Below are 21,820 nucleotides of genomic sequence, written 5' to 3' on the forward strand. Positions count from 1 at the left end.
GGCCTCAGCCCAGCCAGTGATGACGGCCGATGCTGATCAGCCGCATCTGGCGGGTCGCCACCTGGATCACCCGGTCCCGCTCCTCAGGGGCGGCCTCCTGGGCCTCCAGGAACAGCGAGGCGGTGATCAGCATCTGGTCGACGTACAGGTTGGCGAGCATGAGGAGGTCGTCGTCGCTCCAGCCGGCCGACTCGGGGTCCTTGGCCAGCTCGTCCTTCACCTCCTGGCCGAACCGGGCCAGTTGCTCCCGGATGGCGTCCCGCACCGGCTGGACCCCGCCATGTCGTTCCCGGGCGATAAAACGGATATGGGCGGGGTACGCGTCCACGTGACGGGCGATCAGCTCGACGGCGCGCGCTATGCGCTGTTCGCTGTCGTCCGCCGTGGACACCGTCGTCCGAATCATGGGGTGCAGGCTGCCCAGCGTGTCCTCGACCAGTGCCACGCCGAGATCGGCGGTGGAGCGGAAGTGCCGGTAGAAGGCGGTCGGGGCGACGCCGACCGCGCGCGTGACCTCGCGCAGGCCCAGGCTGCTCAGGCTCTGCTCCTCCAACAGTCCCAACGCCGCGTCCAGGAGCGCCTGTCGGGTCTTCTGCTTCTGGGCCTGCCGGATGCCGAGGGTGTGACTCATGCCATGCAGTAAACAACTGTTCTCTGGAATTGAGAAGTCGTCGTACGCGCTAGACTCTGTAGTCAGTGAACAAGTGTTACTACAACTGTTCACCGAAATGTAACGAGAGACGCCCACGAGGGGCGTCCCGGAGGGGGTTGCATCCCATGCTGTTCCTCGTCGCCGCACTTCTGCTCTTCGGCGCCGTCCTGGGCACCGTCGCCCACGCGCCGTTCGCCTTCACCGCCGTCGCCGCGGCCGTCATCGCCGCCTGGCTGGGCATCTTCGCGCTCCGTGAGCGCCACGCCCGCCGCAACTCGTCCGCTCACTGAGCCCGCTCCACCCACCTGATCCTGGGGGATTGATCACCATGCAGCTCACCGCACCGGCCAACAGCACCACCACCAGCAGCCGCCGCACCGGAGCCCGCGACGCCGACGGCATGGCCGTGGCGTCCTTCATCCTCGGCCTCCTGGGCCTGCTCGTCCTGAACGTCTTCCTCGGCCCGGTCGCCATCGCCCTGGCCACCGTCGCCCTGTGGCGCGGCACCGCCCGCCGCGGCCGTGCCTTCCTCGGCCTGGGCCTGGGCGTCGCCGACCTCCTGGTCCTCGTGACGGTCATGCAGATGGACAGCACCGTGTCCTGGAGCTTCTGAGGTCCCGGCGCCGGGGAGCCTTGCCATGAGGCTTCCGAACGCGGCCCCGTAGAATCGACGCACCATGGCTTACCTCGACCACGCCGCGACCACCCCGATGCTTCCCGAGGCAGTCGAGGCGCTCACCGCCCAGCTGGCCGTCACCGGCAACGCCTCCGCCCTCCACGCGGCCGGCCGCCGCGCGAGGCGCACCGTCGAGGAGTCCCGCGAGGCGCTCGCCGAATCCCTTGGCGCCCGCCCCAGCGAGGTCGTCTTCACCTCCGGCGGCACCGAGGCCGACAACCTCGCCGTGAAGGGCCTGTACTGGTCCCGCCGCGACGCCGACCCGGCCCGCACCCGGGTGCTCGCCAGCCCCGTGGAGCACCACGCCGTCCTGGACGCCGTCCACTGGCTCGGCGAACACGAGGGCGCCACCGTCGAGTACCTCCCCGTCGACATGTACGGCCGCGTCCACCCCGACGCCCTGCGCGAGGCCATCGCCCGCGACCCCGACGACGTGGCCCTCGCCACCGTCATGTGGGCCAACAACGAGATCGGCACCATCCTGCCGGTCCACGAACTGGCCGATGTCTGCGCCGAGTTCGACGTCCCGCTGCACGCCGACGCGGTCCAGGCCTACGGCCAGATCCCCGTCGACTTCGCCGCCTCCGGGCTCGCCGCGATGACCGTCTCCGGCCACAAGGTCGGCGGCCCCTACGGCATCGGCGCCCTGCTGCTGGGCCGCGAGTACACCCCCGTCCCCGTCCTGCACGGCGGCGGCCAGGAGCGCCATGTCCGCTCCGGCACCCTCGACGTGCCCGCCATCGCCTCCTTCGCCGTCGCCGGCCGGCTCGCCGCCGAGCAGCGCGAGTGGTTCGCCCGCGAGATCGGCGCCCTGCGCGACGCCCTGGTCGAGGCGGTGCGTACGGCGGTACCGGACGCGATCCTCGGCGGCGACCCGGTGGACCGGCTCCCGGCCAACGCACACTTCACGTTCCCCGGCTGCGAGGGCGACTCGCTCCTGCTGCTCCTCGACGCCCAGGGCATCGAGTGCTCCACCGGCTCCGCCTGCACCGCCGGCGTCGCCCAGCCCAGCCATGTCCTCCTCGCCACTGGCACCGACCCGGACCTGGCCCGTGGCACCCTCCGCTTCTCCTTCGGCCACACCTCCACCGAGGCGGACGTCGAGGCGGTGGCCAAGGCGATCGGCCCCGCGGTGGAACGGGCGCGGGCGGCGGGGCTGACGTAGGGGCCGGGGAGCTGACGTAGGAGGCGGGGGCTGGCGCAGGGGGCTCACGCCGTCGCCGTACGCGCCCTTCGCACCAGCTTCATGTACCGGTCCCAGTCCCAGTGCTCGCCCGGGTCGGTGTGGTCCGTCCCCGGCACCTCCACATGGCCGATGATGTGCTCGCGGTCGACGGGTATGTCGTAGCGCGCGCAGATCCTCGCCGTCAGCCGGGCCGAGGACGCGTACATCGCGGTGGTGAAGTCCTCGGGCCGGTCCACGAAGCCCTCGTGCTCGATGCCGACACTGCGTTCGTTGTAGTCGCGGTTGCCCGCGTGGTACGCCACGTCCAGCTCGCGGATCATCTGGGTGACGCGGCCGTCCCGGCCGACTATGTAGTGCGCCGCCGCCTGGTGGCCGGGGTCCTGGAAGGCCTTCACCGCGCTGGCGAGGCTGCCCTGGGTGACATGGATGATCACCATGTCGATGCCGTAGTCGTCGGGCCGGTCCGCGCGCCGCCAGTTCGCCTCCGACGCCGCCACCCACCGCGCGCTCGCGTAGTCGACCTCGCCCTCCTTGCGCGGCTTCTCCACCCCGGGCGTACGCCACCACAGGCGCGCCAGCTCGTCCCGGGCCAGCACGCCCGTGCCGACGGCGGCCGCCGCGCCGCCGATCAGCAGAGCGCGCCGGCCGAGGCGCCGATCGCCGTCCTTGGATGCCTCTGTCGCCCCCATGTGATCGTGAACGGATACTCGTGGGCTTCGGTTCCCGCGCCCCCGTACCCTGGAGGGGTTATGACTCACTCCACGCAGCGCCCCCTCCGCGTCCTCGCCGCCATGTCCGGCGGCGTGGACTCCGCCGTCGCCGCCGCCCGCGCCGCGGAAGCCGGCCATGACGTGACCGGTGTCCACCTCGCCCTCTCGGCGAACCCGCAATCGTTCCGCACGGGCGCGCGTGGCTGTTGCACCATCGAGGACTCCCGCGACGCCCGCCGCGCCGCCGACGTCATCGGCATCCCGTTCTACGTCTGGGACCTCGCCGACCGCTTCCGCGAGGACGTCGTCGAGGACTTCGTCGCCGAGTACGAGGCCGGCCGCACCCCGAACCCGTGCCTGCGCTGCAACGAGAAGATCAAGTTCGCGGCGCTCCTCGACAAGGCGCTCGCCCTCGGCTTCGACGCGGTCTGCACCGGCCACTACGCCCAGGTGATCGTCCGCGAGGACGGCACCCGCGAGCTGCACCGCGCCTCCGACATGGCGAAGGACCAGTCGTACGTCCTCGGCGTCCTCGACGAGAAGCAGCTCGCCCACGCCCTCTTCCCGCTGGGCGACACGGTCACGACGAAGGACGAGATCCGCGCGGAGGCCGAGCGCAGGGGCCTGGCGGTGGCGAAGAAGCCCGACTCGCACGACATCTGCTTCATCGCCGACGGCGACACCCAGGGCTTCCTCGCGAACCGGCTCGGCAAGGCCGAGGGCGACATCGTCGACGAGTCCGGCGCCAAGGTCGGCACCCACGAGGGCGCGTACGGCTTCACCATCGGCCAGCGCAAGGGCCTGCGGATCGGCACCCCGGCCGCCGACGGCAAGCCGCGCTACGTCCTGGACATCTCCCCGGTCAACAACACGGTGACGGTCGGCCCGGCCGCCTCCCTCGACGTCAGCGCCCTGACGGCCATCAAGCCGCGCTGGTGCGGCACGGCCCCCGAGGGCCCCGGCACCTACACCGCCCAGCTCCGCGCCCACGGCGGCGAGACCGAGGTGACCGCGGAGCTGGTCGACGGCGAGCTGCGGGTCTCGTTCACCGAACCGGTCCGGGGCGTCGCCCCCGGCCAGGCGATCGTGCTGTACGACGGCACGCGCGTGGTGGGCTCGGCGACGATCGCGACGACCTCGCGTGCGACGGCGACCGCCACGGCGTGAAGTGCACGGCGGTCGCTACGACGTGAAGCGGCCGGCCGCCGCTACGGCGTGAAGTACTCGGCGAGCACCGGGGCCAGGGCGTTCGGATCCACCATGTGGGTCTGACCCTCCAGGCTCCGGTACGACCCCCGCGGCACCGCCTCCGCGACCGCGCGCGTGGCCTCGCGCAGCCACTCGGGGCTCGCGCCGCCCGCGACGGCCAGCACGGGGACGGGGATCGAGGCCAGCCGGTCGCGGGGGACCAGGCCGTCTCCCATGACGGTGTTGTCGTAGGCGAGGCTCGGTGCGGCCGCCTCCATGCCCGCCCACATGGGGGACTGCCGGGCGCCCTCGATCATCTCGTCGGGCATGCCGGCGAGCCGCATGAACAGCTCGACGGCGGCCCCGCGCCGGCCCTCCGCGAGCGCGGCGGTCAGGTTCTCCGTGTACGCGGCGCGCTCCTTCGCACCCTCCTCGGAGAAGTCGGCGAACGGCGTCTCGTACACGGCGGCCCTGCGGACCGGCAGCCCGCTCGCCGCCGCCTCCAGCACCAGCGCCCCGCCCGACGAGACGCCGCACAGACACGCCTCACCGCCCGCCGCCCCGATCAGCGCGGCGAGGTCCTCGACCTCACGCTGCACCGCGTACGGGGCCGTGTCGCCGCTCTCGCCGCGGCCCCGCCGGTCGTACACGAAGGCCGTGAACCGATCGGCGAGGGCCGCGGCCAGCGGCGCCATCGAGCCGCCCGTCGACATCGCGCCGCTCACGAGAATGACGGCGGGTCCCTGGCCGGTGCTGTCGTAGGCGATGGGGGTGCCGTCGCGGGAAAGAGTCTTCTTGTCCATGTCTGTGGAGACTTCCACGGACCACGGAACTAATCGGTGATCTCCACCTCGTAGAAGCAGAGGTGGTCCTTGATCTGCGCGACGTCGGGCTTGGGGTCGGGATAGGACCACACCAGGTCCGCCGCGTCGGGCAGCGACCAGTAGGACGCCGTGCCCTTGAAGGGGCAGTAGGTGTGGGTGTCGGAGGGGGTCAGGAGATCGAGGCGGACGTCCTCGGGGGGCAGGTAGTACCGCACCGGAGAGCCCGTCTCCTTCAGGATCAGCGGCCGTTCGCTCTCCGCCAGCACCTGGTCGCCGTGCACCACGCGCACGTGCCGGTCGCCTTGCTCGATGGTGATCGTGTGTCCTGAGGCCATGCGAGGAACAGCGCGCGCGGGCCCGCGATTCTTCCCGCGTACGGTGGCCCCATGCGTATCTGTGTCTTCCTCTCCGCCGCCGACCTCGACGACCGTTACACGCGCCCCGCGCGCGAGTTCGCGAAACTGCTGGGCAAGGGCGGGCACACGCTCGTGTGGGGCGGCTCGGACGTGGGCCTGATGAAGGTCGTCGCCGACGGCGTGCAGGAGGCGGGCGGCAAGCTCGTCGGGGTGTCGGTGGAGTTCCTCGCCGCCAAGGTCCGCCCGGCCGTCGACGAGATGGTCATCGCCAAGGACCTCGCCGAGCGCAAGCGGCTCCTCCTGGAGAAGGCCGACGCGGTCGTCATCATGGTGGGCGGCACCGGCACCCTCGACGAGGCCACCGAGATCCTGGAACTGAAGAAGCACGGCCACACCGACAAGCCGGTGGTCCTGCTCAACACCGCCGGTTTCTACGACGGGTTGAAGGAACAGTTCCGGCGCATGGAGGACGAGGGCTTCCTGCCCCTGCCCCTCACCGACCTGGTGTTCTTCGCCGAGGAGCCGGTGGGGGCGCTCGCGTACCTGGAGGAAGGACAGGGCGTCGCGTAGTGCGACGATGACGACCATGGCTACTCATGTGATCACCGGGGCGGGCTCCGGCATCGGCGCGGCCGTCGCCCGCCGCCTCCACGCGCGCGGGGACGACCTCGTCCTGCACGCGCGCGACGCCGGCCGCGCGAAGGAACTGGCGGCGGAGTTCCCCGGCGCGAGGACGCTCGTCGGCGACCTGGCGGACCCGGACAAGCTGTCCTGGGCCTTCTCCCACCAGTCGCTTCCCGACCGGGTCGACTCCCTGCTGCACATCGCCGGCGTCGTCGACCTCGGCCCGGTCGGCGACCTCACCCCGAAGTCCTGGCGCCACCAGCTGAACGTCAACCTGATCTCCCCGGCCGAGCTGACCCGCCACTTCCTGCCCCAACTCCGTGCCGCCCGCGGCCACGTGGTCTTCGTGAACTCGGGCGCGGGCCTCAACGCCCACGCCGACTGGTCCGCGTACGCCGCCTCCAAGCACGGCCTCAAGGCCCTCGCCGACTCCCTGCGCCACGAGGAGCACGGCAACGGCGTCCGGGTCACCTCGGTGTACCCCGGCCGCACCGCGAGCCCGATGCAGGCCAAGGTCCACCAGCAGGAGGGCAAGGAGTACGACGCCTCGAAGTGGATCGACCCCGAGTCGGTGGCGACGACCGTCCTGATGGCGCTCGACCTGCCCCGGGACGCGGAGGTCAACGACCTGACTGTGCGGCCGGGACGCTGACGGAACGGCCGGCGGGGTTGCATACGCTGTCCAGGTGAGTGCCAACAGCCAGTTCACCTTCGCCGCCGCCACCGGCGTCGGCTCCCTGCCCGGCGGGGACGCCCGGGAAGCCGCCAAGACGGCGACGGGCTCCGTCGAGGACTTCCCGTTCCTGCCCGAGCTCCCCGCCCGCGGGCCCGGCGCCGACATGATCGGCCGGAGCGCCGGGATGCTCGTCGAGATGTACGCGCGCGTGGAGCCCAGCGGCTGGCGGCTCGGGGACCGGCCGGGCCGGGACACCAAACGGGCCCGGTCCTGGCTCGGCGAAGACCTCGACGCGCTGGAGGAGTTCACCCAGGGGTACGAGGGACAGCTGAAGGTGCAGGCCGTCGGCCCCTGGACCCTCGCCGCCGCCCTGGAGCTGCGCAACGGCGAGTCCGCCCTCTCCGACGCGGGCGCCTGCCGTGACCTCGCCGGCTCCCTCGCCGAGGGACTGCGAGAGCATCTCGCCGAGGTCCGCCGCCGCATCCCGGGCGCCCAGCTCGTCCTCCAGCTCGACGAGCCCTCCCTCGTCGCCGTGCTCCGCGGGCACGTCAAGACCGCCAGCGGCTACCGCACCTACCGCGCCGTCGACCGGCAGGTCGTCGAGTCCACGCTCCGCGATGTCGTCGGGGTTCACGCCGACGGCCCCGTCGTGGTCCACTCGTGCGCACCGGACGTCCCGTTCGCCCTGCTGCGCCGGGCGGGCGCGGACGCGGTCTCCTTCGACTTCTCGCTCCTCACCGAGCGTGACGACGACGCGATCGGCGAGGCGGTGGAAGGGGGTACCCGGCTCTTCGCCGGTGTCGTGCCGGGCACGGACGCGGCATTGTCAGACCCTGCCGGTAGCGTCATGGGTGTCAGGACGCTGTGGCGCAGGCTGGGGCTGCATCCGGGGCTTCTCGCGGAGGCGGTGACGGTCACTCCGGCGTGCGGCCTCGCGGGGGCCTCCCCGGAGTACGCGCGCAGGGCTCTCGCCCACTGCGTCCAGGCGGCGAGATCTCTCGCGGACAACCCAGAGTAACGGGAGGACAACACGGTGGCCGGCGACAAGCAAGCGGAGACGACGGTGCCCACGGAGGCACGGGAGCAGCACGCGCAGCTCGCTGAGCAGATCGAGGAGCACCGCTTCCGGTACTACGTGAAGGACGCCCCCGTCATCAGCGACGCGGACTTCGACAAGCTCCTGAGGTCCCTGGAGGCGCTGGAGGACGAGTACCCGGAGCTGCGCACGCCCGACTCGCCCACGCAGAAGGTCGCGGGGGCCTACGAGACCGAGTTCACGTCCGTCGAGCACCGCTCACGCATGCTCTCCCTGGACAACGCGTTCAGCGACGAGGAGCTCGCCGCGTGGGCCGATCGCGTCGCCAAGGACGTCGGCGGCGCCGAGTACCACCTCCTGTGCGAGCTGAAGGTGGACGGCCTCGCCGTCAACCTCACCTATGAGCGCGGCCGCCTCACCCGCGCGGCGACCCGCGGCGACGGCCGCACCGGCGAGGACATCACGCCCAACGTCCGCACCATCGCCGAGATCCCGGACCGGCTGAAGGGCGACAAGATCCCCGACCTCGTGGAGATCCGCGGCGAGGTCTACTTCCCGATGGAGAAGTTCGAGGAGCTCAACGCCCGCCTGGTCGAGGCCGGCGACAAGCCCTTCGCCAACCCGCGCAACGCGGCGGCCGGTTCGCTGCGCCAGAAGGACCCGCGCGTCACCGCCTCCCGCCCGCTCCACATGGTCGTGCACGGCATCGGCGCCCTGGAGGGCTTCGACGGCATGACCCGCCTCTCCCAGGCCTACGACCTCCTCAAGACCTGGGGCCTGCCCACCGCCAAGCACAACAAGGTGGTCGACGACCTCGACGGCGTACGGGAGTTCATCGCGTACTTCGGCGAGAACCGGCACTCGGTGGAGCACGAGATCGACGGCGCCGTCATCAAGCTCGACGAGATCCGTCTCCAGGGCCGCCTCGGCTCCACGGCACGCGCCCCGCGCTGGGCGATCGCGTACAAGTACGCGCCGGAAGAGGTCAACACCAAGCTGATCGACATCAAGGTCGGTGTCGGCCGCACCGGTCGCGTCACGCCGTACGCCCAGGTCGAGCCCGTGACGGTCGCGGGCTCCGAGGTCGAGTTCGCCACCCTGCACAACCAGGAGGTCGTCAAGGCGAAGGGCGTCCTCATCGGGGACACGGTGGTGCTGCGCAAGGCCGGGGACGTCATCCCGGAGATCCTCGGCCCGGTGGTCGACCTGCGGGACGGCAGCGAGCGGGAGTTCGTGATGCCGGCCGAGTGCCCGGAGTGCGGAACACCGCTGAAGCCCATGAAGGAGGGCGACATCGATCTGCGGTGTCCCAACGCCCGTACCTGCCCGGCCCAGTTGCGGGAGCGTGTGTCCTACCTCGCGGGCCGGGAGTGCCTGGACATCGAGCACTTCGGTGAGGTCGTCGCCGCCGCCCTCACCCGCCCGCTGGAGCCGGCCGATCCGCCGCTCGTCGACGAGGGCGACCTCTTCGACCTGACCGTGGAGAAGCTGCTCCCGATCAAGGCGTACGTCCGGGACAAGGACAGCGGCCTGCCCAAGCGGGACCCCGAGACGGGCGAGGAGAAGGTCGTCACGGTCTTCGCCAACAAGGAGGGCGAGCCGAAGAAGAACACCCTGGCGCTGCTCAGGAACATCGAGGAGGCCAAGACCCGGCCGTTCGCCCGCTTCCTCAACGGACTCTCCATCCGCCATGTCGGACCGGTCGCCGCCCAGGCGCTGGCCCGGGAGTTCCGTTCGATCGAGCGGATCGAGCAGGCCACCGAGCTGGAGCTGGCCAACACGGACGGCGTGGGCGAGATCATCGCCGCATCCGTCAAGGAGTGGCTGGCGGAGGACTGGCACCGCGAGATCGTCCGCAAATGGAAGGAAGCCGGAGTCTCCTTCGAGCAGGAGAAGACCGGCGAGGACGAAGGCCCCCGCCCCCTCGAAGGCCTCACCGTCGTCGTCACCGGCACCCTGGAGCACTTCACCCGCGACGGCGCCAAGGACGCCCTTCAGTCGCGCGGAGCGAAAGTGACCGGTTCTGTTTCGAAGAAGACGTCTTTCGTGGTTGTGGGTGACAATCCTGGTTCGAAGTACGACAAGGCGATGCAGCTCAAGGTGCCCGTTCTGAACGAGGACGGCTTCAACGTCCTGCTCGAACAGGGTCCGGAAGCAGCCGCCGAAGTCGCACTTCCCATCGAGGAGTAGGGCGGAGCAGCGGTTGAAGGCCACCCGATCGGCGCATACCAGATGCATACGGGTGGCCGGGGCGCATTCGGGCAACCGTCGACGACCGCTGCCCGTGGAAGCCTTCTGCGGCCTACTGTTGAGATGTGCGCCTGCCGTGCCCAGCTGCGGTTGGGGCAACCCCGTGCTCCTCAGGAGGACGGGAAAGGGTTTTCCAACGCGGCGCCGTAGAGGGTTTGTCGGGCAACGGGCCGCGTGGCGTGGGCACCGCCGGCTGTGAGAGGGACGGGAATGGAACCGACCGAGAGCGCCGCCCCGTACTCACGGCTGCGCCGACTGGCCGGCGCATGGCGGGGGAGCCGTCGGGCGCCGGGCACCGCGGAGCGTCCGCGGGACGAGGCGCGGGTCACCGGCCCCACCCTGCCGGCCGGACCGTACACCGCCGTGGACGACCGCACCGCCGTCCAGCTCTCCGCCGACCACACCTCCGGGCTGCCCGGGGCCGAGCACGAGCGGCATCTGTCCTGGCCCGCACTGCCCGCGGCGGTCGTCGCGGCGGCCGGGTTCGTGCTGGGGGCGGGGTTCTACCGGGCGTTCACCGGTAGCCACGCCCTCTTCCCGTCCGGCGCCGTCGGCTGGTCCCTCGCCGTGCTGACCGGCGTCATCGTCGGCCACCTCGTCGCGCTCGGCCGCGCCCGCTGGTGGGGCGGCACCGGCTCCGGCGCCGCCCTCACCCTCGCCGTCCTGACGCTCTACGGCTGGGTCCCGGCCGGCATGGTCAGCCTCACCGTCGTCGTCCTGGTCGGCATAGCCAGGCGCCACCGCTGGCGGCAGGGCGTCCTGCACGGCGCGGTGGACATCCTCGGCATCGCCGGCGGCGCGCTGGTGCTGGCCGCCTTCGGCCGGGTACCGAGCGTCGAGGCCCCCTGGAACCCCGACACCTGGACCCTCTACACGGTCCCGGAGATCGTCCTCGTCGCGGCGGCCTACCTCGCGGTCACCCGCACCCTGCTGTGGTACCTGCACGCCCCGCGCACCGGCGGACTGCCCACGGTCGCCCGCACCGCCCTGGTCAGACAGGGCCTGGTCGCGGTCGCGCTGCTCGGCATCGCCCCGCTGGTCTGCGTCGTCGCCGCGGCCAAGCCGGTGCTGCTGCCGCTCTTCGCCATCCCGCTCATAGCCCTCGACTCCACCCTGTGGATGGCCCGGGCCCGGGCGGAGGAGCAGCTGCGCGACCCGCTGACCGGGCTGCCCAACCGCCAGTGGCTCCTCGAACGCATCTGGACCGCCCTGGACGACGCCGAACGCATCGGCGCCCGCTCGGCCCTGATGCTCATAGACCTCGACCGCTTCCGGTCGGTCAACGACACGCTCGGGCATCTCGCCGGTGACCGACTGCTCCTGCAGATAGCGGACCGGCTGCAACAGGCCCTGCCGCGCGGGGCGGAGGCCGCGCGGCTCGGCGGTGACGAGTTCGCCGTCTTACTGCCGGTCGCCGACTCCACGACGTCCGCGACCCGGGTCGCCCGCAACCTCGTCTCGGCCCTCAGCTCCCCGCTCGACCTCGACGGGCTCACCCTCGTCCTGGAGGCCAGCGCCGGAGTCGCCGTCTTCCCGGACCACGCCCTCGACGCCGAGGGGCTGCTGCGCCGGGCGGACGTGGCGATGTACCAGGCGAAGCGGGACCGTACCGGCGTCGAGGTCTACGAGTCCAAACGGGACTCGAACACCCCGGACCGGCTCGGCCTGCTGGGCGACCTGCGCCGCGCCCTCGACGCGCACGAGGTCCAGCTGCACTACCAGCCCAAGGTCCGCTTCGACGGACAGGTGGCGGGCCTGGAGGCCCTGGTCCGCTGGGTGCACCCGGAGCGTGGGAAGGTGCCGCCGGACGAGTTCATCGCCATCGCCGAGTCCTCCGGGCTGATGCCCCACCTCACCGAGTACGTCCTCGACACCGCGCTCGCCCAGGTCGCCGAGTGGCGCGCGCAGGGGCTGTACGTCCCGGTCGCGGTGAACGTCTCCCCACGTGACGTCCACACCCCCGGCTTCGCGGGCTCGGTCGCCGCCCGGCTGGCCCGGCACGGCGTCCCCGCGGGCTCCCTCCAGCTGGAGATAACGGAACACGTGCTGCTGGAGGACCCGCAGCGCGCCGCCGACACCCTCGCCGGGCTGACCGGCCACGGCGTGAAGATGTCCCTGGACGACTTCGGCACCGGCTACTCGTCCCTGGTGCACCTGCGCAGCCTCCCCGTCAGCGAACTGAAGATCGACCGCTCGTTCGTGGCCCGCCTCGCCGTCGACGCCGAGGACGCCGAGATCGTCCGCTGCACGGTCGACCTCGCCCATTCCCTCGGCCTGCTGGTCGTCGCCGAGGGCGTCGAGGACGACGAGACCTGGGAACGCCTGCGCGACCTGGGCTGTGACGCCGTACAGGGCTGGCTGGTCGCGGCGGCGATGCCGCCGGAGGAGACGACGGCGTGGCTGCTGGCGAGGGGTTCGAGGGGCTGGCAGCGGCCGCGGGCAGCTCTGCCGGCGGCCGAGTGACCGCCCCGTAGGGGCGCCAGGGGCGCGGGGAACGGCGCGACAAGCCACGACGGACCGGTGGTCGCCGAGCAACCTGTCCAGGCACCCCCTCCGAATCCGTTTAACGGCCAGAGGCACTCGCCCCATAGGATTGGCCCCAAACCACACACACTCACCCCAGAGGATCGCTGCATGCCTGGCATCACGCGCGAGGAGGTCGCCCACCTCGCACGGCTGGCGCGTCTGGAGCTGAAGCCCGAAGAGCTCGAGCACTTCGCGGGACAGCTGGACGACATCATCGGCGCGGTCGCACGCGTCAGTGAGGTCGCCGACCAAGACGTACCGCCGACCTCGCACCCGCTCCCGCTGACGAACGTCATGCGGGCGGACGAGGTCCGTCCGTCGCTCACCCCCGAGCAGGCGCTCTCCGGCGCCCCGGCCCAGGAGCAGCAGCGTTTCAAGGTGCCGCAGATCCTGGGGGAGGACTAATCGCCATGACGGACAACGTCAACATCATCAAGCTGACCGCCGCCGAGACCGCCGAGAAGATCGCCTCCGGCGAGCTCACCGCGGTCCAGGTCACCGAGGCCCACCTCGCCCGGATCGAGGCCGTCGACGAGAAGGTGCACGCCTTCCTGCACGTCGACCGCGAGGGTGCCCTCGCCCAGGCGCGTGCCGTCGACGAGAAGCGGGCCAAGGGCGAGAAGCTCGGGCCGCTCGCCGGTGTGCCCCTCGCGCTGAAGGACATCTTCACCACCGAGGGCATCCCCACGACCGTCGGCTCCAAGATCCTCGAAGGCTGGATCCCGCCGTACGACGCCACGCTCACCAAGCGTCTGAAGGCCGCCGACGTCGTCATCCTCGGCAAGACCAACATGGACGAGTTCGCCATGGGGTCGTCGACGGAGAACAGCGCGTACGGGCCGACCGGCAACCCGTGGGACCTCACCCGCATCCCCGGCGGCTCCGGCGGCGGTTCCTCCGCCGCGCTCGCCGCGCACATGGCGCCCCTCGCCATCGGCACCGACACCGGCGGTTCCATCCGCCAGCCGGCCGCCGTCACCGGCACGGTCGGTGTGAAGCCGACGTACGGCGCGGTCTCCCGCTACGGCATGGTGGCGTTCTCGTCCTCCCTCGACCAGGGCGGCCCGTGCGCCCGTACGGTCCTGGACGCGGCGCTCCTGCACGAGGTCATCGCCGGCCACGACCCGCTGGACTCCACCTCCATCGACGCCCCGGTCCCGCCGGTCGTCGAGGCCGCCCGCAACGGCAGCGTCCAGGGCATGCGCGTCGGCGTCGTCAAGCAGTTCCGCGGCGAGGGCTACCAGGCCGGTGTCATCCAGCGCTTCGACGAGTCCGTCGCCCTCCTCAAGGAGCTGGGCGCCGAGATCGTCGAGCTGGACTGCCCGTCCTTCGACCTGGCCCTGTCGGCGTACTACCTGATCGCGCCGAGCGAGTGTTCCTCGAACCTCGCCCGCTTCGACGGCCTGCGCTACGGCCTGCGGACCGGTGACGACGGCACCCACTCGGCCGAGGAGGTCACCTCCCTCACCCGTGAGGCGGGCTTCGGCCCCGAGGTGAAGCGCCGCATCATGCTCGGCACGTACGCGCTGAGCAGCGGCTACTACGACGCCTACTACGGCTCCGCCCAGAAGGTGCGCACGCTCATCACGCGCGACTTCGAGAAGGCCTTCGAGCAGGTGGACGTCATCGTCTCGCCGACGACGCCCACCACCGCCTTCCCGATCGGCGAGCGTGCCGACGACCCGATGGCGATGTACCTGGCCGACCTGTGCACCATCCCGACGAACCTCGCGGGCAACGCGGCGATGTCGCTGCCGTGCGGTCTGGCGCCCGAGGACAACCTCCCGGTGGGCCTCCAGATCATCGCCCCGGCGCTGAAGGACGACCGCCTTTACAAGGTCGGCGCCGCCGTCGAGGCCGCCTTCGTGGAAAAGTGGGGGCACCCGCTTCTCGAGGAGGCACCGTCGCTGTGAGCAAGCTGACCAAGGCCAAGGACTTCAAGAAGTCCAAGTCCGGTACGTACCTGTCGATGGCCACCACCGCGTTCGGCGCGTTCGGTGTCGCCAAGCAGATCAAGAAGGCCCGCACCGAGCAGGACACGCTCCGGCTGATCGACGCCACCGTCTCCGCGGTCGCGATCGTCACCGGCCTCGCCATCCTGTACCGCGAGCTGAAGCGGCTGGGCGACGACGACGTCCTGCTGGGCTGAGAGGGAAGTTTCACCGTGACCACCACGACCGACCTGGTGTCGTACGAGGACGCGCTGGCGTCGTACGACCCCGTCATGGGCCTTGAGGTCCATGTCGAACTCGGCACCAAGACCAAGATGTTCTGCGGCTGTTCGACCGAGCTCGGTCAGGACGCCAACACGCAGACCTGTCCCACCTGCCTCGGCCTGCCCGGCGCGCTCCCGGTCGTCAACGCGACCGGCGTGGAGTCGGCGATCAAGATCGGTCTCGCGCTGAACTGCGAGATCGCCGAGTGGTGCCGCTTCGCCCGGAAGAACTACTTCTATCCGGACATGCCGAAGAACTTCCAGACCTCCCAGTACGACGAGCCGATCGCCTTCAACGGCTACCTCGACGTGCAGCTGGAGGACGGCGAGACCTTCCGCGTGGAGATCGAGCGCGCCCACATGGAGGAGGACACCGGCAAGTCGACCCACGTGGGCGGCGCGACGGGCCGTATCCACGGCGCCTCGCACTCCCTGCTGGACTACAACCGCGCCGGCATCCCGCTCATCGAGATCGTCACCAAGCCGATCGAGGGCGCGGGCGAGCGCGCTCCCGAGGTCGCCAAGGCGTACGTCCGTGAGCTGCGCGAGGTCATCCGGGCGCTCGGCGTCTCCGAGGCCCGCATGGAGATGGGCCAGATGCGCTGCGACGTGAACCTGTCGCTGCGTCCGCACGGCACCGAGAAGTTCGGCACCCGTTCGGAGACCAAGAACGTCAACTCGCTGCGTTCCGTGGAGCGTGCGGCCCGGTTCGAGATCCAGCGGCACGCGGCCGTTCTCTCGTCCGGCGGCACGATCATCCAGGAGACCCGGCACTTCCACGAGGACACGGGGTCCACGACCTCGGGCCGCGTGAAGGAAGAGGCCGAGGACTACCGGTACTTCCCGGAGCCGGACCTCGTGCCGGTCGCCCCGTCCCGTGAGTGGGTCGAGGAGATCCGCGCCGGTCTGCCCGAGCTGCCGCTGGCCCGCCGCAACCGGCTGCTCGCCGAGTGGGGCATCTCCGCCACCGACATGCAGGCGATCCTCAACGCCGGTGCGCTGGACCCGATCGTCGCCACGATCGACGCCGGTGCCGACGCGGCCGCCGCCCGCAAGTGGTGGATGGGCGAACTGGCGCGCAGCGCCAACGAGTCGGGCACGTCGCTGGACGAGCTGGCCATCACGCCGGTGCAGGTCGCCCGCGTCTCCGAGCTGGTCTCGAAGGGCGACCTGAACGACAAGCTGGCCCGCCAGGTCATCGAGGGCGTCCTCGCGGGCGAAGGCACCCCGGACGAGGTCGTCGAGAAGCGCGGTCTGAAGGTCGTCTCCGACGAGGGTGCCCTCGGCACCGCCGTCGACGAGGCCATCGCCGGCAACCCGGGCATCGCCGACAAGATCCGCTCCGGCAAGGTCGCCGCCGCCGGCGCCCTGGTCGGCGCGGTCATGAAGGCCACCCGCGGTCAGGCCGACGCGGCCCGCGTCAAGGAACTGATCCTGGAGAAGCTGGGCGTCAGCGAGGGCTGACCCCCGCACGGCGCGAAAGGCCCCGGAGGCACTGCCTCCGGGGCCTTCTGCTTGCTGCTTACAGCGCCCTACGAGTCGTATCGCTACTTACGGCGTCCCACGAGACGTACGAACCCGAACGTCCGACCCTCGTCGGCGCGCACCATGTCGCGCACCCAGCGGGCCATCGTGCGGTGGAACTCCTGAGGGCTCTCCTCGGCGACCACGTCGACCCACAACAGCCAGTCCTTCCAGCCGTCGTCGAGCCAGTCGGCCGTCTCGACCTCGACGGCTCCGCTGCGGGTCCAGTGGCGGCGCCACCAGTCGGCGGTGTGGAAGCACCAGAAGTCCGGCTCCCACCACTGCGCGAGGTGCTCCGGCGGCTCCACGCCGTCGATCTCCTCGCGCAGTGCCGGTACGACGATCCCGATCCGCCCGCCCGGCTTCAACAACCGGGTCAGGGTGGGCAGATACAGGTCGTTCGTGCCGAAGTACTGGTACGCGTCGATGCTCACGATCGCGTCGAAGCTGCCCTCGGCGAACGGCAGGTCGTGCGCCTCGGTGTGCACGGGCAGCACCCGGTCGGCGAAGCCGGCCTCGGCGATCCGTGCCGCGTTCTCGTCCGGCTTGACCCACAGGTCGGCCGCGGTGACCTGGGCGTGGTACTCCCTGGCCAGGAACACCGACGTCATCGCCCGGCCGCAGCCGAGGTCGAGGACGCGGGCGCAGGGGCGCAGGGTGTCCAGGCCGAGCGCGGGCGCGAGCCACTCCAGCAGCCACAGCGCGTTCGGGCCCATCTGGTTCTCGATGACCCAGCGGACGTCGTAGCCGTTGCTGCGCGGGTAGCGCGGGTGGGTCAGCAGTCGCGTGAGGTCCTCATCCGAGGGCCTCGTCGTCGGGGTGATGTCTGGCATCGGTGAACGGGCTCCTTGAGTCCGAAAAGGCGGAAAGGGATACGGAGGAGCTCGGTCGGACACTCATACATGCACCTGCTTCGGCCAGGGGCGGACAGCCCGGGGATTCCCAGCCGGACACGCTACGCTCGCCCGTCATGAACGCGCACCCGGATTCCGACTCCGACATACAGGAGGAGTACGACGACCAGATCCTTGACGCCCGGCGGGCCCGCTGGACGGCGTCCGGGACCGGGGCGCTGCTGGCCCTCGCGGGCCTCGCGGCGTCGGCCCTGCGGCTGAGCGGTGCCGCGCCCGCGCTGGTGCCGGCCGCCTACGCGTTCGGTGCCGTGGTGTGTGCGCTCGCGGCGGTCCTCGGCTCCCGGGGACGCACCCGGCGGGCGCTGTGGCTGCTGGTCGCCGGCGTGATGGTGATGGCCTGGGGCGACCAGTTCGACCGAGGGTGACAGAGCGGCCGTTACTGTCCTGTGATCTGCCTCCCACTCCTGTGAATAAACCCACGAATGGCATAAACGATCATTTCTGCCTGCAAGAGTGGTCCTCGCATTGCTCATGCGTTCTTTGCGGGCTGTTCACCATCTGAGCGACTGTTCCCGGTCAAAGATCCACAATTCACCCCTGGGAGCAGCAACGTGGCAGCCCTCGCGCGCTGGTGTGTCCGACGCCGTCTCGTCGTCGTTCTGCTGTGGCTCCTCGCCCTCGGCGGGGTCAGTACGGCCGCCGCGCTCACCGGCTCCGCGTACTCGAACGACTACGAGGTCCCCGGCACCGAGTCGGGCCGCGCCACCCAGCTGCTCCAGGAGGGGTTCCCGCGGCTCGGCGGGGACAGCGACACCGTCGTCTGGCACACCACGTCCGGCACCGGCGGCGTGCGCGCCGCCGCCGTCGAGCAGACCATGACCCAGACCCTCGACAAGATCGCCGACCTGCCCGGAGTGGCGTCCGTCGTCGGCCCGTACGACACCCAGAGAAGCGCGCAGATCAGCTCCGACGGCCGTACGGCGTACGCGACCGTCACCTTCGACCAGCGGACCGAGAACCTCGACAAGGGCCAGGTGGAGGCCGTCGTGAAGGCGGCCGAGGGTGCCCGGTCCGACGGCGTCCAGGTGGAGCTGGGCGGCAGCGCCATCGCGCTCACCGAGTCCTCGGGCGGGCATGTCGCCGAGGTCGTCGGCGTGGTCGTCGCCGCGCTCGTGCTGTTCCTCGCGTTCGGGTCGCTCGCCGCCTCGCTGCTTCCCATCGCGACCGCCCTGGTCAGCGTCGGCACCGCCTACGCCGGGATCGTGCTGCTCGGGCACGCCATGACCGTCGCCGACTTCGCGCCCATGCTCGGCATGCTGATCGGGCTCGGCGTCGGCATCGACTACGCCCTGTTCATCGTCACCCGGCACCGGCGCGGGCTGAAACGCGGGCTGGACGTCACCGAGTCCATCCAGAACGCCGTCGCCACCACCGGACGGGCCGTCGTCTTCGCGGGTGCCACCGTTTGCATCGCCCTGCTCGGGATGCTGATCCTCCGGCTGAGCTTCCTCAACGGCGTCGCGATCGCCGCCTCGCTGACCGTCGTCCTGACCGTCGCCGCCTCCGTCACCCTGCTGCCCGCCCTGCTGTCCCTCATCGGCATGCGCGCCCTGAGCCGGCGCGAACGGCGGCACCTGACCGAACACGGGCCCCAGCCCGAGCTGCCCACCGGGCTCGCCGCCCGCTGGTCGGCGTTCGTCGAACGGCACCCCAAGCTGCTCGGCGCGCTCGCCCTCGTCGTCATCACCGTCCTGGCCCTGCCCACCCTGGGACTCCGGCTCGGCACCTCCGACCAGGGCAACAACCCCGCCTCGTCGACCACCCGCCAGGCCTACGACCTCCTCGCCGACGGCTTCGGCGCCGGCGTCAACGGTCCGCTGACCCTGGTCACACACGTCGACAGCGCCGAGGACAAGCTGCTCCTCGACAACCTCGACGCCACCATCCGCACCACCGAGGGCGTCGCCTCCGTGACCCCGGTCACCTACAACGCGGGCGGCGACACCGGCTACTTCACGCTCGTCCCGACCTCGTCCCCGCAGTCCCGGCAGACCAGCGACCTCGTGGACCGGCTGCGCACCGAGGTGCTGCCCCGCGCCGAGACCGGCTCGTCCCTCGACATCCAGGTCGGCGGGGTGACGGCGTCGTACGACGACTTCGCCGAGGTGATCGTCGGCAAGCTGCCGCTGTTCGTCGGCGTCGTCATCGGGCTCGGCTGTCTGCTGCTCCTGCTCGCCTTCCGGTCCGTGGGGATTCCGCTGAAGGCCGCCGCGATGAACGTCGCCGCCGTGGCCGCCGCGTTCGGCGTGGTCGTCGCGATCTTCCAGTGGGGCTGGGGGAGCGAACTCCTCGGCCTGGGCCGGGCCGGGCCGATCGAGCCCTTCCTCCCCGTGATCATGGTGTCCGTGCTGTTCGGGCTCTCCATGGACTACCAGGTGTTCCTGGTCAGCCGGATGTACGAGGAGTGGCTGGAGACCGGTGACAACCGGCGGGCCGTCCGCGTCGGGCTGGCCGAGACCAGCCGTGTCATCAACTCCGCCGCGGTCATCATGATCTCGGTCTTCCTCGCCTTCGTCCTCAGCGGCGACCGCGTGATCGCCATGTTCGGCATCGCGCTGGCCGCCGCGGTCGCCCTGGACGCCTTCGTCCTCCGCACGCTCCTCGTCCCCGCCCTGATGCATCTGCTCGGCGGCGCCAACTGGTGGCTGCCGCGCTGGCTGGACCGCAGGATGCCCCGCATCAGCATCGAACCGCCCGAGTGCCGCGCTGCTCATGCTGCATTTTTCCGGGGGACAACCCCCGGACCCCCGGCAGAGAAGCAGGTCGGTGGGGACGCCGTGAGTGCAAGGATGGACGAGGTCATGGAGGAGCTGGAGAAGGAGTCGGACCGGGATGTACGCGATATCGCTGGGTGACGGGGCCGAACTGCGGCCGCTGGAGCCCTGGCACGCCGAGGAGTTCCTGGCGAACCTGGAGCGCGGCAGGGAGTTCATCGGGCAGTTCATCGCCTTCGGCTCCCAGGCCGTCGACGTCGACTCCGCCCGGGCGACCCTCCAGCGCTACGCGCAGATGCGCGCCGACGACACCGGCGGCTACCACGGCATCTGGCTGGACGGAAAGCTCGTCGGCGGCGTCCTCACGCTCAACTTCGACGCCGCTCAGGGCAACGCCGAGGTCGGCTGCTGGCTGGAGCCCGCCGCCACCGGACGCGGGCTGATCACCCGGGCGATGCGGCTGCTCATCGACCACGTGATCGAGGAACGCGGCATCCACCGCGTCGAATGGGTCGCCGCCGCCGGCAACACCGCCAGCCTGAACGTGGCCCGGCGGCTGGGGCTGACCCGGGACGGGGTCCAGCGCGAGAGCCACCTCCACCACGGGGTGCGGCACGATCTGGAGATCTGGTCGGTGCTCGCGCCCGAGTGGCGCGAGGCACGCGCGCGTGCGGCTCACAACGATCATTAAGAAACCTCTCATACTGCGTCCGTACGGTGCGAGGCATGGGAACCAAGACTGTTGACGAGACCGGGGTCGAAACCGGCCCCGAGGCGAAGAACGACGACGAGAAGGTGGACGCCGGCAAGGTCGACGCGACGACCGACGCCGAGGCCGGTGCCGAGGTCGGGACCGACGACACCGACGACGTCGACGAGCCCGAGGGTCTCGCCGACACCGAGCCGGAGGGCCCGACCGGAGTCGGCCAGGGTGCCGCCGCCGTCGTCTCGGCAGCGCTCGGCCTGGTCTCGCTCACCGGCGGCTGGATCGCCACCGTCGCCTCCGCCCGCGAGACCCTCGTCGGCCAGCTGGAGACCTCGTCCACCGCGAGCGTCGCCAAGCAGGTCAAGGAGGTCTACGGCGACGCCTGGCACGCCACCGCGCTGTGGGGCGGCCTCTTCGCGCTCGCCGCGCTGATCGTCGGCGTCGTGGTGCTGGCCCGGCCCGCCTTCGGGGTGCCCGGCAAGCCGCAGGCCGCCTGGATCAAGTCGGTCGCCTGGGCGGGCGTCGCGCTCGGCGTCATCGGCCTGCTGCTGGCCGTCCTCAAGTACACCGACATCCTGCTGGGGCTGCCTTCCACCAGCTGAGCCGGCGCGGAGTCGACGCAGGTCCCGAGGGGTCTTAGTACTGCCGTAAGCACCTTAGGCAGTGTCTGAGGCCCCTCACGCACGTCTAAGGTCCCGGCGGCCGCCGAAGATGCGGAACTCTCCCGATGTGGCGCACCCGCCTTGGAGACGAAGGTAGAGGCATCGCAGAAAGCGAAGCACGAAACCGAATCTCACAAGGGACACACCATGTACGAGTACGAGCTCTCCCAGCTCCGTTCCGACGACCTGATCCGCCAGGCCCAGCACGACCGTCTCGTCCGCGAGGCCGTCCAGGGCCGCCGCGCCGCCCGCCGCGAGGAAGCCCGCCGCGAAGCGGAGAGCGAGGCGCATACCGGGCGCTCCCGCCGGCACCGGTTCCTGCGCACCGCGTGAGCGCCGGGGGGAGGGAGGACGGCCGGACGCCGACCACACAGGCGGCCG

23 protein-coding genes are annotated in these 21,820 nt (G+C 71.0%); 18 read left to right on the forward strand and 5 right to left on the reverse strand.

All coding sequences use genetic code 11. The features are described from left to right. Positions 1-4: 4 nt before the first annotated feature. Complete coding sequence (locus EJC51_RS33580) at positions 5-631, reverse strand: TetR family transcriptional regulator (RefSeq protein WP_126274492.1); 627 nt, start codon at positions 629-631, stop codon at positions 5-7. Positions 632-777: 146 nt separating this feature from the next. On the opposite strand from EJC51_RS33580, the gene EJC51_RS47890 reads away from it, so the two are divergent. The 3 genes from EJC51_RS47890 to EJC51_RS33590 all read left to right on the forward strand — a co-directional run bounded on the left by EJC51_RS47890 (position 778) and on the right by EJC51_RS33590 (position 2,493). Next, positions 778-942, forward strand: coding sequence for a hypothetical protein (locus tag EJC51_RS47890; protein ID WP_097269263.1), 165 nt, complete (start codon positions 778-780; stop codon positions 940-942). Between the two features lie 38 nt (positions 943-980). Continuing rightward, entirely contained in the window at positions 981-1,265 is a 285-nt protein-coding gene (locus tag EJC51_RS33585) for a DUF4190 domain-containing protein (RefSeq protein WP_126274493.1), read from the forward strand. A gap of 64 nt (positions 1,266-1,329) precedes the next feature. Beyond that, the gene (locus EJC51_RS33590) at positions 1,330-2,493 is read left to right on the forward strand and encodes a cysteine desulfurase family protein (protein WP_126274494.1); all 1,164 of its coding nucleotides are present in this window, start codon (positions 1,330-1,332) and stop codon (positions 2,491-2,493) included. Between the two features lie 44 nt (positions 2,494-2,537). On the opposite strand, the gene EJC51_RS33595 is transcribed toward EJC51_RS33590, so the two are convergent. Then, positions 2,538-3,203 (reverse strand): N-acetylmuramoyl-L-alanine amidase, encoded by a 666-nt coding sequence (locus EJC51_RS33595; RefSeq protein WP_126274495.1) that lies wholly within the window; start codon positions 3,201-3,203, stop codon positions 2,538-2,540. A gap of 60 nt (positions 3,204-3,263) precedes the next feature. On the opposite strand from EJC51_RS33595, the gene mnmA reads away from it, so the two are divergent. Beyond that, positions 3,264-4,391 (forward strand): tRNA 2-thiouridine(34) synthase MnmA, encoded by a 1,128-nt coding sequence (gene mnmA, locus EJC51_RS33600; protein ID WP_126274496.1) that lies wholly within the window; start codon positions 3,264-3,266, stop codon positions 4,389-4,391. A 41-nt stretch (positions 4,392-4,432) separates the two neighbouring features. Here mnmA and EJC51_RS33605 read toward each other — a convergent pair whose 3' ends face one another. Continuing rightward, a complete protein-coding gene (locus tag EJC51_RS33605) occupies positions 4,433-5,215 on the reverse strand; it encodes an alpha/beta fold hydrolase (RefSeq protein ID WP_126274497.1) in 783 nt (260 codons plus the stop codon). A gap of 29 nt (positions 5,216-5,244) precedes the next feature. After that, positions 5,245-5,571, reverse strand: coding sequence for a DUF427 domain-containing protein (locus EJC51_RS33610; protein ID WP_059198137.1), 327 nt, complete (start codon positions 5,569-5,571; stop codon positions 5,245-5,247). A 51-nt stretch (positions 5,572-5,622) separates the two neighbouring features. Between EJC51_RS33610 and EJC51_RS33615 the strand changes: the two genes are divergently transcribed. From EJC51_RS33615 to gatB, 9 genes are all read left to right on the forward strand, one after another. Further along, positions 5,623-6,162, forward strand: coding sequence for an LOG family protein (locus EJC51_RS33615; RefSeq protein ID WP_126274498.1), 540 nt, complete (start codon positions 5,623-5,625; stop codon positions 6,160-6,162). Positions 6,163-6,169: 7 nt separating this feature from the next. After that, the gene (locus EJC51_RS33620; RefSeq protein ID WP_126274499.1) at positions 6,170-6,868 is read left to right on the forward strand and encodes an SDR family oxidoreductase; all 699 of its coding nucleotides are present in this window, start codon (positions 6,170-6,172) and stop codon (positions 6,866-6,868) included. 34 nt (positions 6,869-6,902) lie between these two features. Beyond that, positions 6,903-7,910: a methionine synthase gene (locus EJC51_RS33625; RefSeq protein WP_126274500.1), complete on the forward strand. Its 1,008-nt coding sequence runs from the start codon at positions 6,903-6,905 to the stop codon at positions 7,908-7,910. A gap of 15 nt (positions 7,911-7,925) precedes the next feature. Further along, positions 7,926-10,118 carry an NAD-dependent DNA ligase LigA gene (ligA, locus tag EJC51_RS33630; RefSeq protein WP_126274501.1) on the forward strand — a complete coding sequence of 731 codons (2,193 nt, stop codon included), beginning with the start codon at positions 7,926-7,928 and terminating at the stop codon, positions 10,116-10,118. A 270-nt stretch (positions 10,119-10,388) separates the two neighbouring features. Then, on the forward strand, positions 10,389-12,641 hold the full coding sequence (locus EJC51_RS33635) for a putative bifunctional diguanylate cyclase/phosphodiesterase (RefSeq protein WP_126274502.1): 2,253 nt from the start codon (positions 10,389-10,391) through the stop codon (positions 12,639-12,641). Between the two features lie 171 nt (positions 12,642-12,812). Next, positions 12,813-13,109 carry an Asp-tRNA(Asn)/Glu-tRNA(Gln) amidotransferase subunit GatC gene (gatC, locus tag EJC51_RS33640; RefSeq protein ID WP_007384860.1) on the forward strand — a complete coding sequence of 99 codons (297 nt, stop codon included), beginning with the start codon at positions 12,813-12,815 and terminating at the stop codon, positions 13,107-13,109. A 5-nt stretch (positions 13,110-13,114) separates the two neighbouring features. Next, on the forward strand, positions 13,115-14,617 hold the full coding sequence (gene gatA, locus EJC51_RS33645; protein ID WP_126274503.1) for an Asp-tRNA(Asn)/Glu-tRNA(Gln) amidotransferase subunit GatA: 1,503 nt from the start codon (positions 13,115-13,117) through the stop codon (positions 14,615-14,617). After that, positions 14,614-14,853: a hypothetical protein gene (locus tag EJC51_RS33650; protein WP_097269292.1), complete on the forward strand. Its 240-nt coding sequence runs from the start codon at positions 14,614-14,616 to the stop codon at positions 14,851-14,853. The genes gatA and EJC51_RS33650 overlap by 4 nt, the downstream gene beginning before the upstream one ends. A 15-nt stretch (positions 14,854-14,868) precedes the next feature. After that, positions 14,869-16,383 (forward strand): Asp-tRNA(Asn)/Glu-tRNA(Gln) amidotransferase subunit GatB, encoded by a 1,515-nt coding sequence (gene gatB, locus EJC51_RS33655; RefSeq protein ID WP_126274504.1) that lies wholly within the window; start codon positions 14,869-14,871, stop codon positions 16,381-16,383. Positions 16,384-16,466: 83 nt separating this feature from the next. Here the strand turns inward: gatB and EJC51_RS33660 are convergent, their stop codons facing one another. Then, positions 16,467-17,276: an SAM-dependent methyltransferase gene (locus EJC51_RS33660; RefSeq protein WP_126274505.1), complete on the reverse strand. Its 810-nt coding sequence runs from the start codon at positions 17,274-17,276 to the stop codon at positions 16,467-16,469. A 137-nt stretch (positions 17,277-17,413) separates the two neighbouring features. Here EJC51_RS33660 and EJC51_RS33665 point away from each other — a divergent pair, with 137 nt between their 5' ends. The 5 genes from EJC51_RS33665 to EJC51_RS33685 all read left to right on the forward strand — a co-directional run bounded on the left by EJC51_RS33665 (position 17,414) and on the right by EJC51_RS33685 (position 21,772). Then, positions 17,414-17,722, forward strand: a complete 309-nt coding sequence (locus tag EJC51_RS33665; RefSeq protein WP_126274506.1) for a hypothetical protein — start codon at positions 17,414-17,416, stop codon at positions 17,720-17,722. A 186-nt stretch (positions 17,723-17,908) separates the two neighbouring features. Beyond that, entirely contained in the window at positions 17,909-20,212 is a 2,304-nt protein-coding gene (locus tag EJC51_RS33670) for an MMPL family transporter (RefSeq protein WP_126274507.1), read from the forward strand. After that, a complete protein-coding gene (locus EJC51_RS33675) occupies positions 20,190-20,762 on the forward strand; it encodes a GNAT family N-acetyltransferase (RefSeq protein WP_126274508.1) in 573 nt (190 codons plus the stop codon). Before EJC51_RS33670 ends, EJC51_RS33675 begins: the two co-directional genes overlap by 23 nt. Positions 20,763-20,797: 35 nt before the next feature. Then, complete coding sequence (locus tag EJC51_RS33680) at positions 20,798-21,379, forward strand: hypothetical protein (RefSeq protein ID WP_126274509.1); 582 nt, start codon at positions 20,798-20,800, stop codon at positions 21,377-21,379. 207 nt (positions 21,380-21,586) lie between these two features. Continuing rightward, positions 21,587-21,772, forward strand: coding sequence for a hypothetical protein (locus EJC51_RS33685; protein WP_126274510.1), 186 nt, complete (start codon positions 21,587-21,589; stop codon positions 21,770-21,772). The last annotated feature ends 48 nt before the right edge of the window (positions 21,773-21,820 follow it).

The organism is Streptomyces aquilus (assembly GCF_003955715.1).
In the GTDB taxonomy this organism is placed as follows: Bacteria; Actinomycetota; Actinomycetes; order Streptomycetales; family Streptomycetaceae; genus Streptomyces; species Streptomyces aquilus.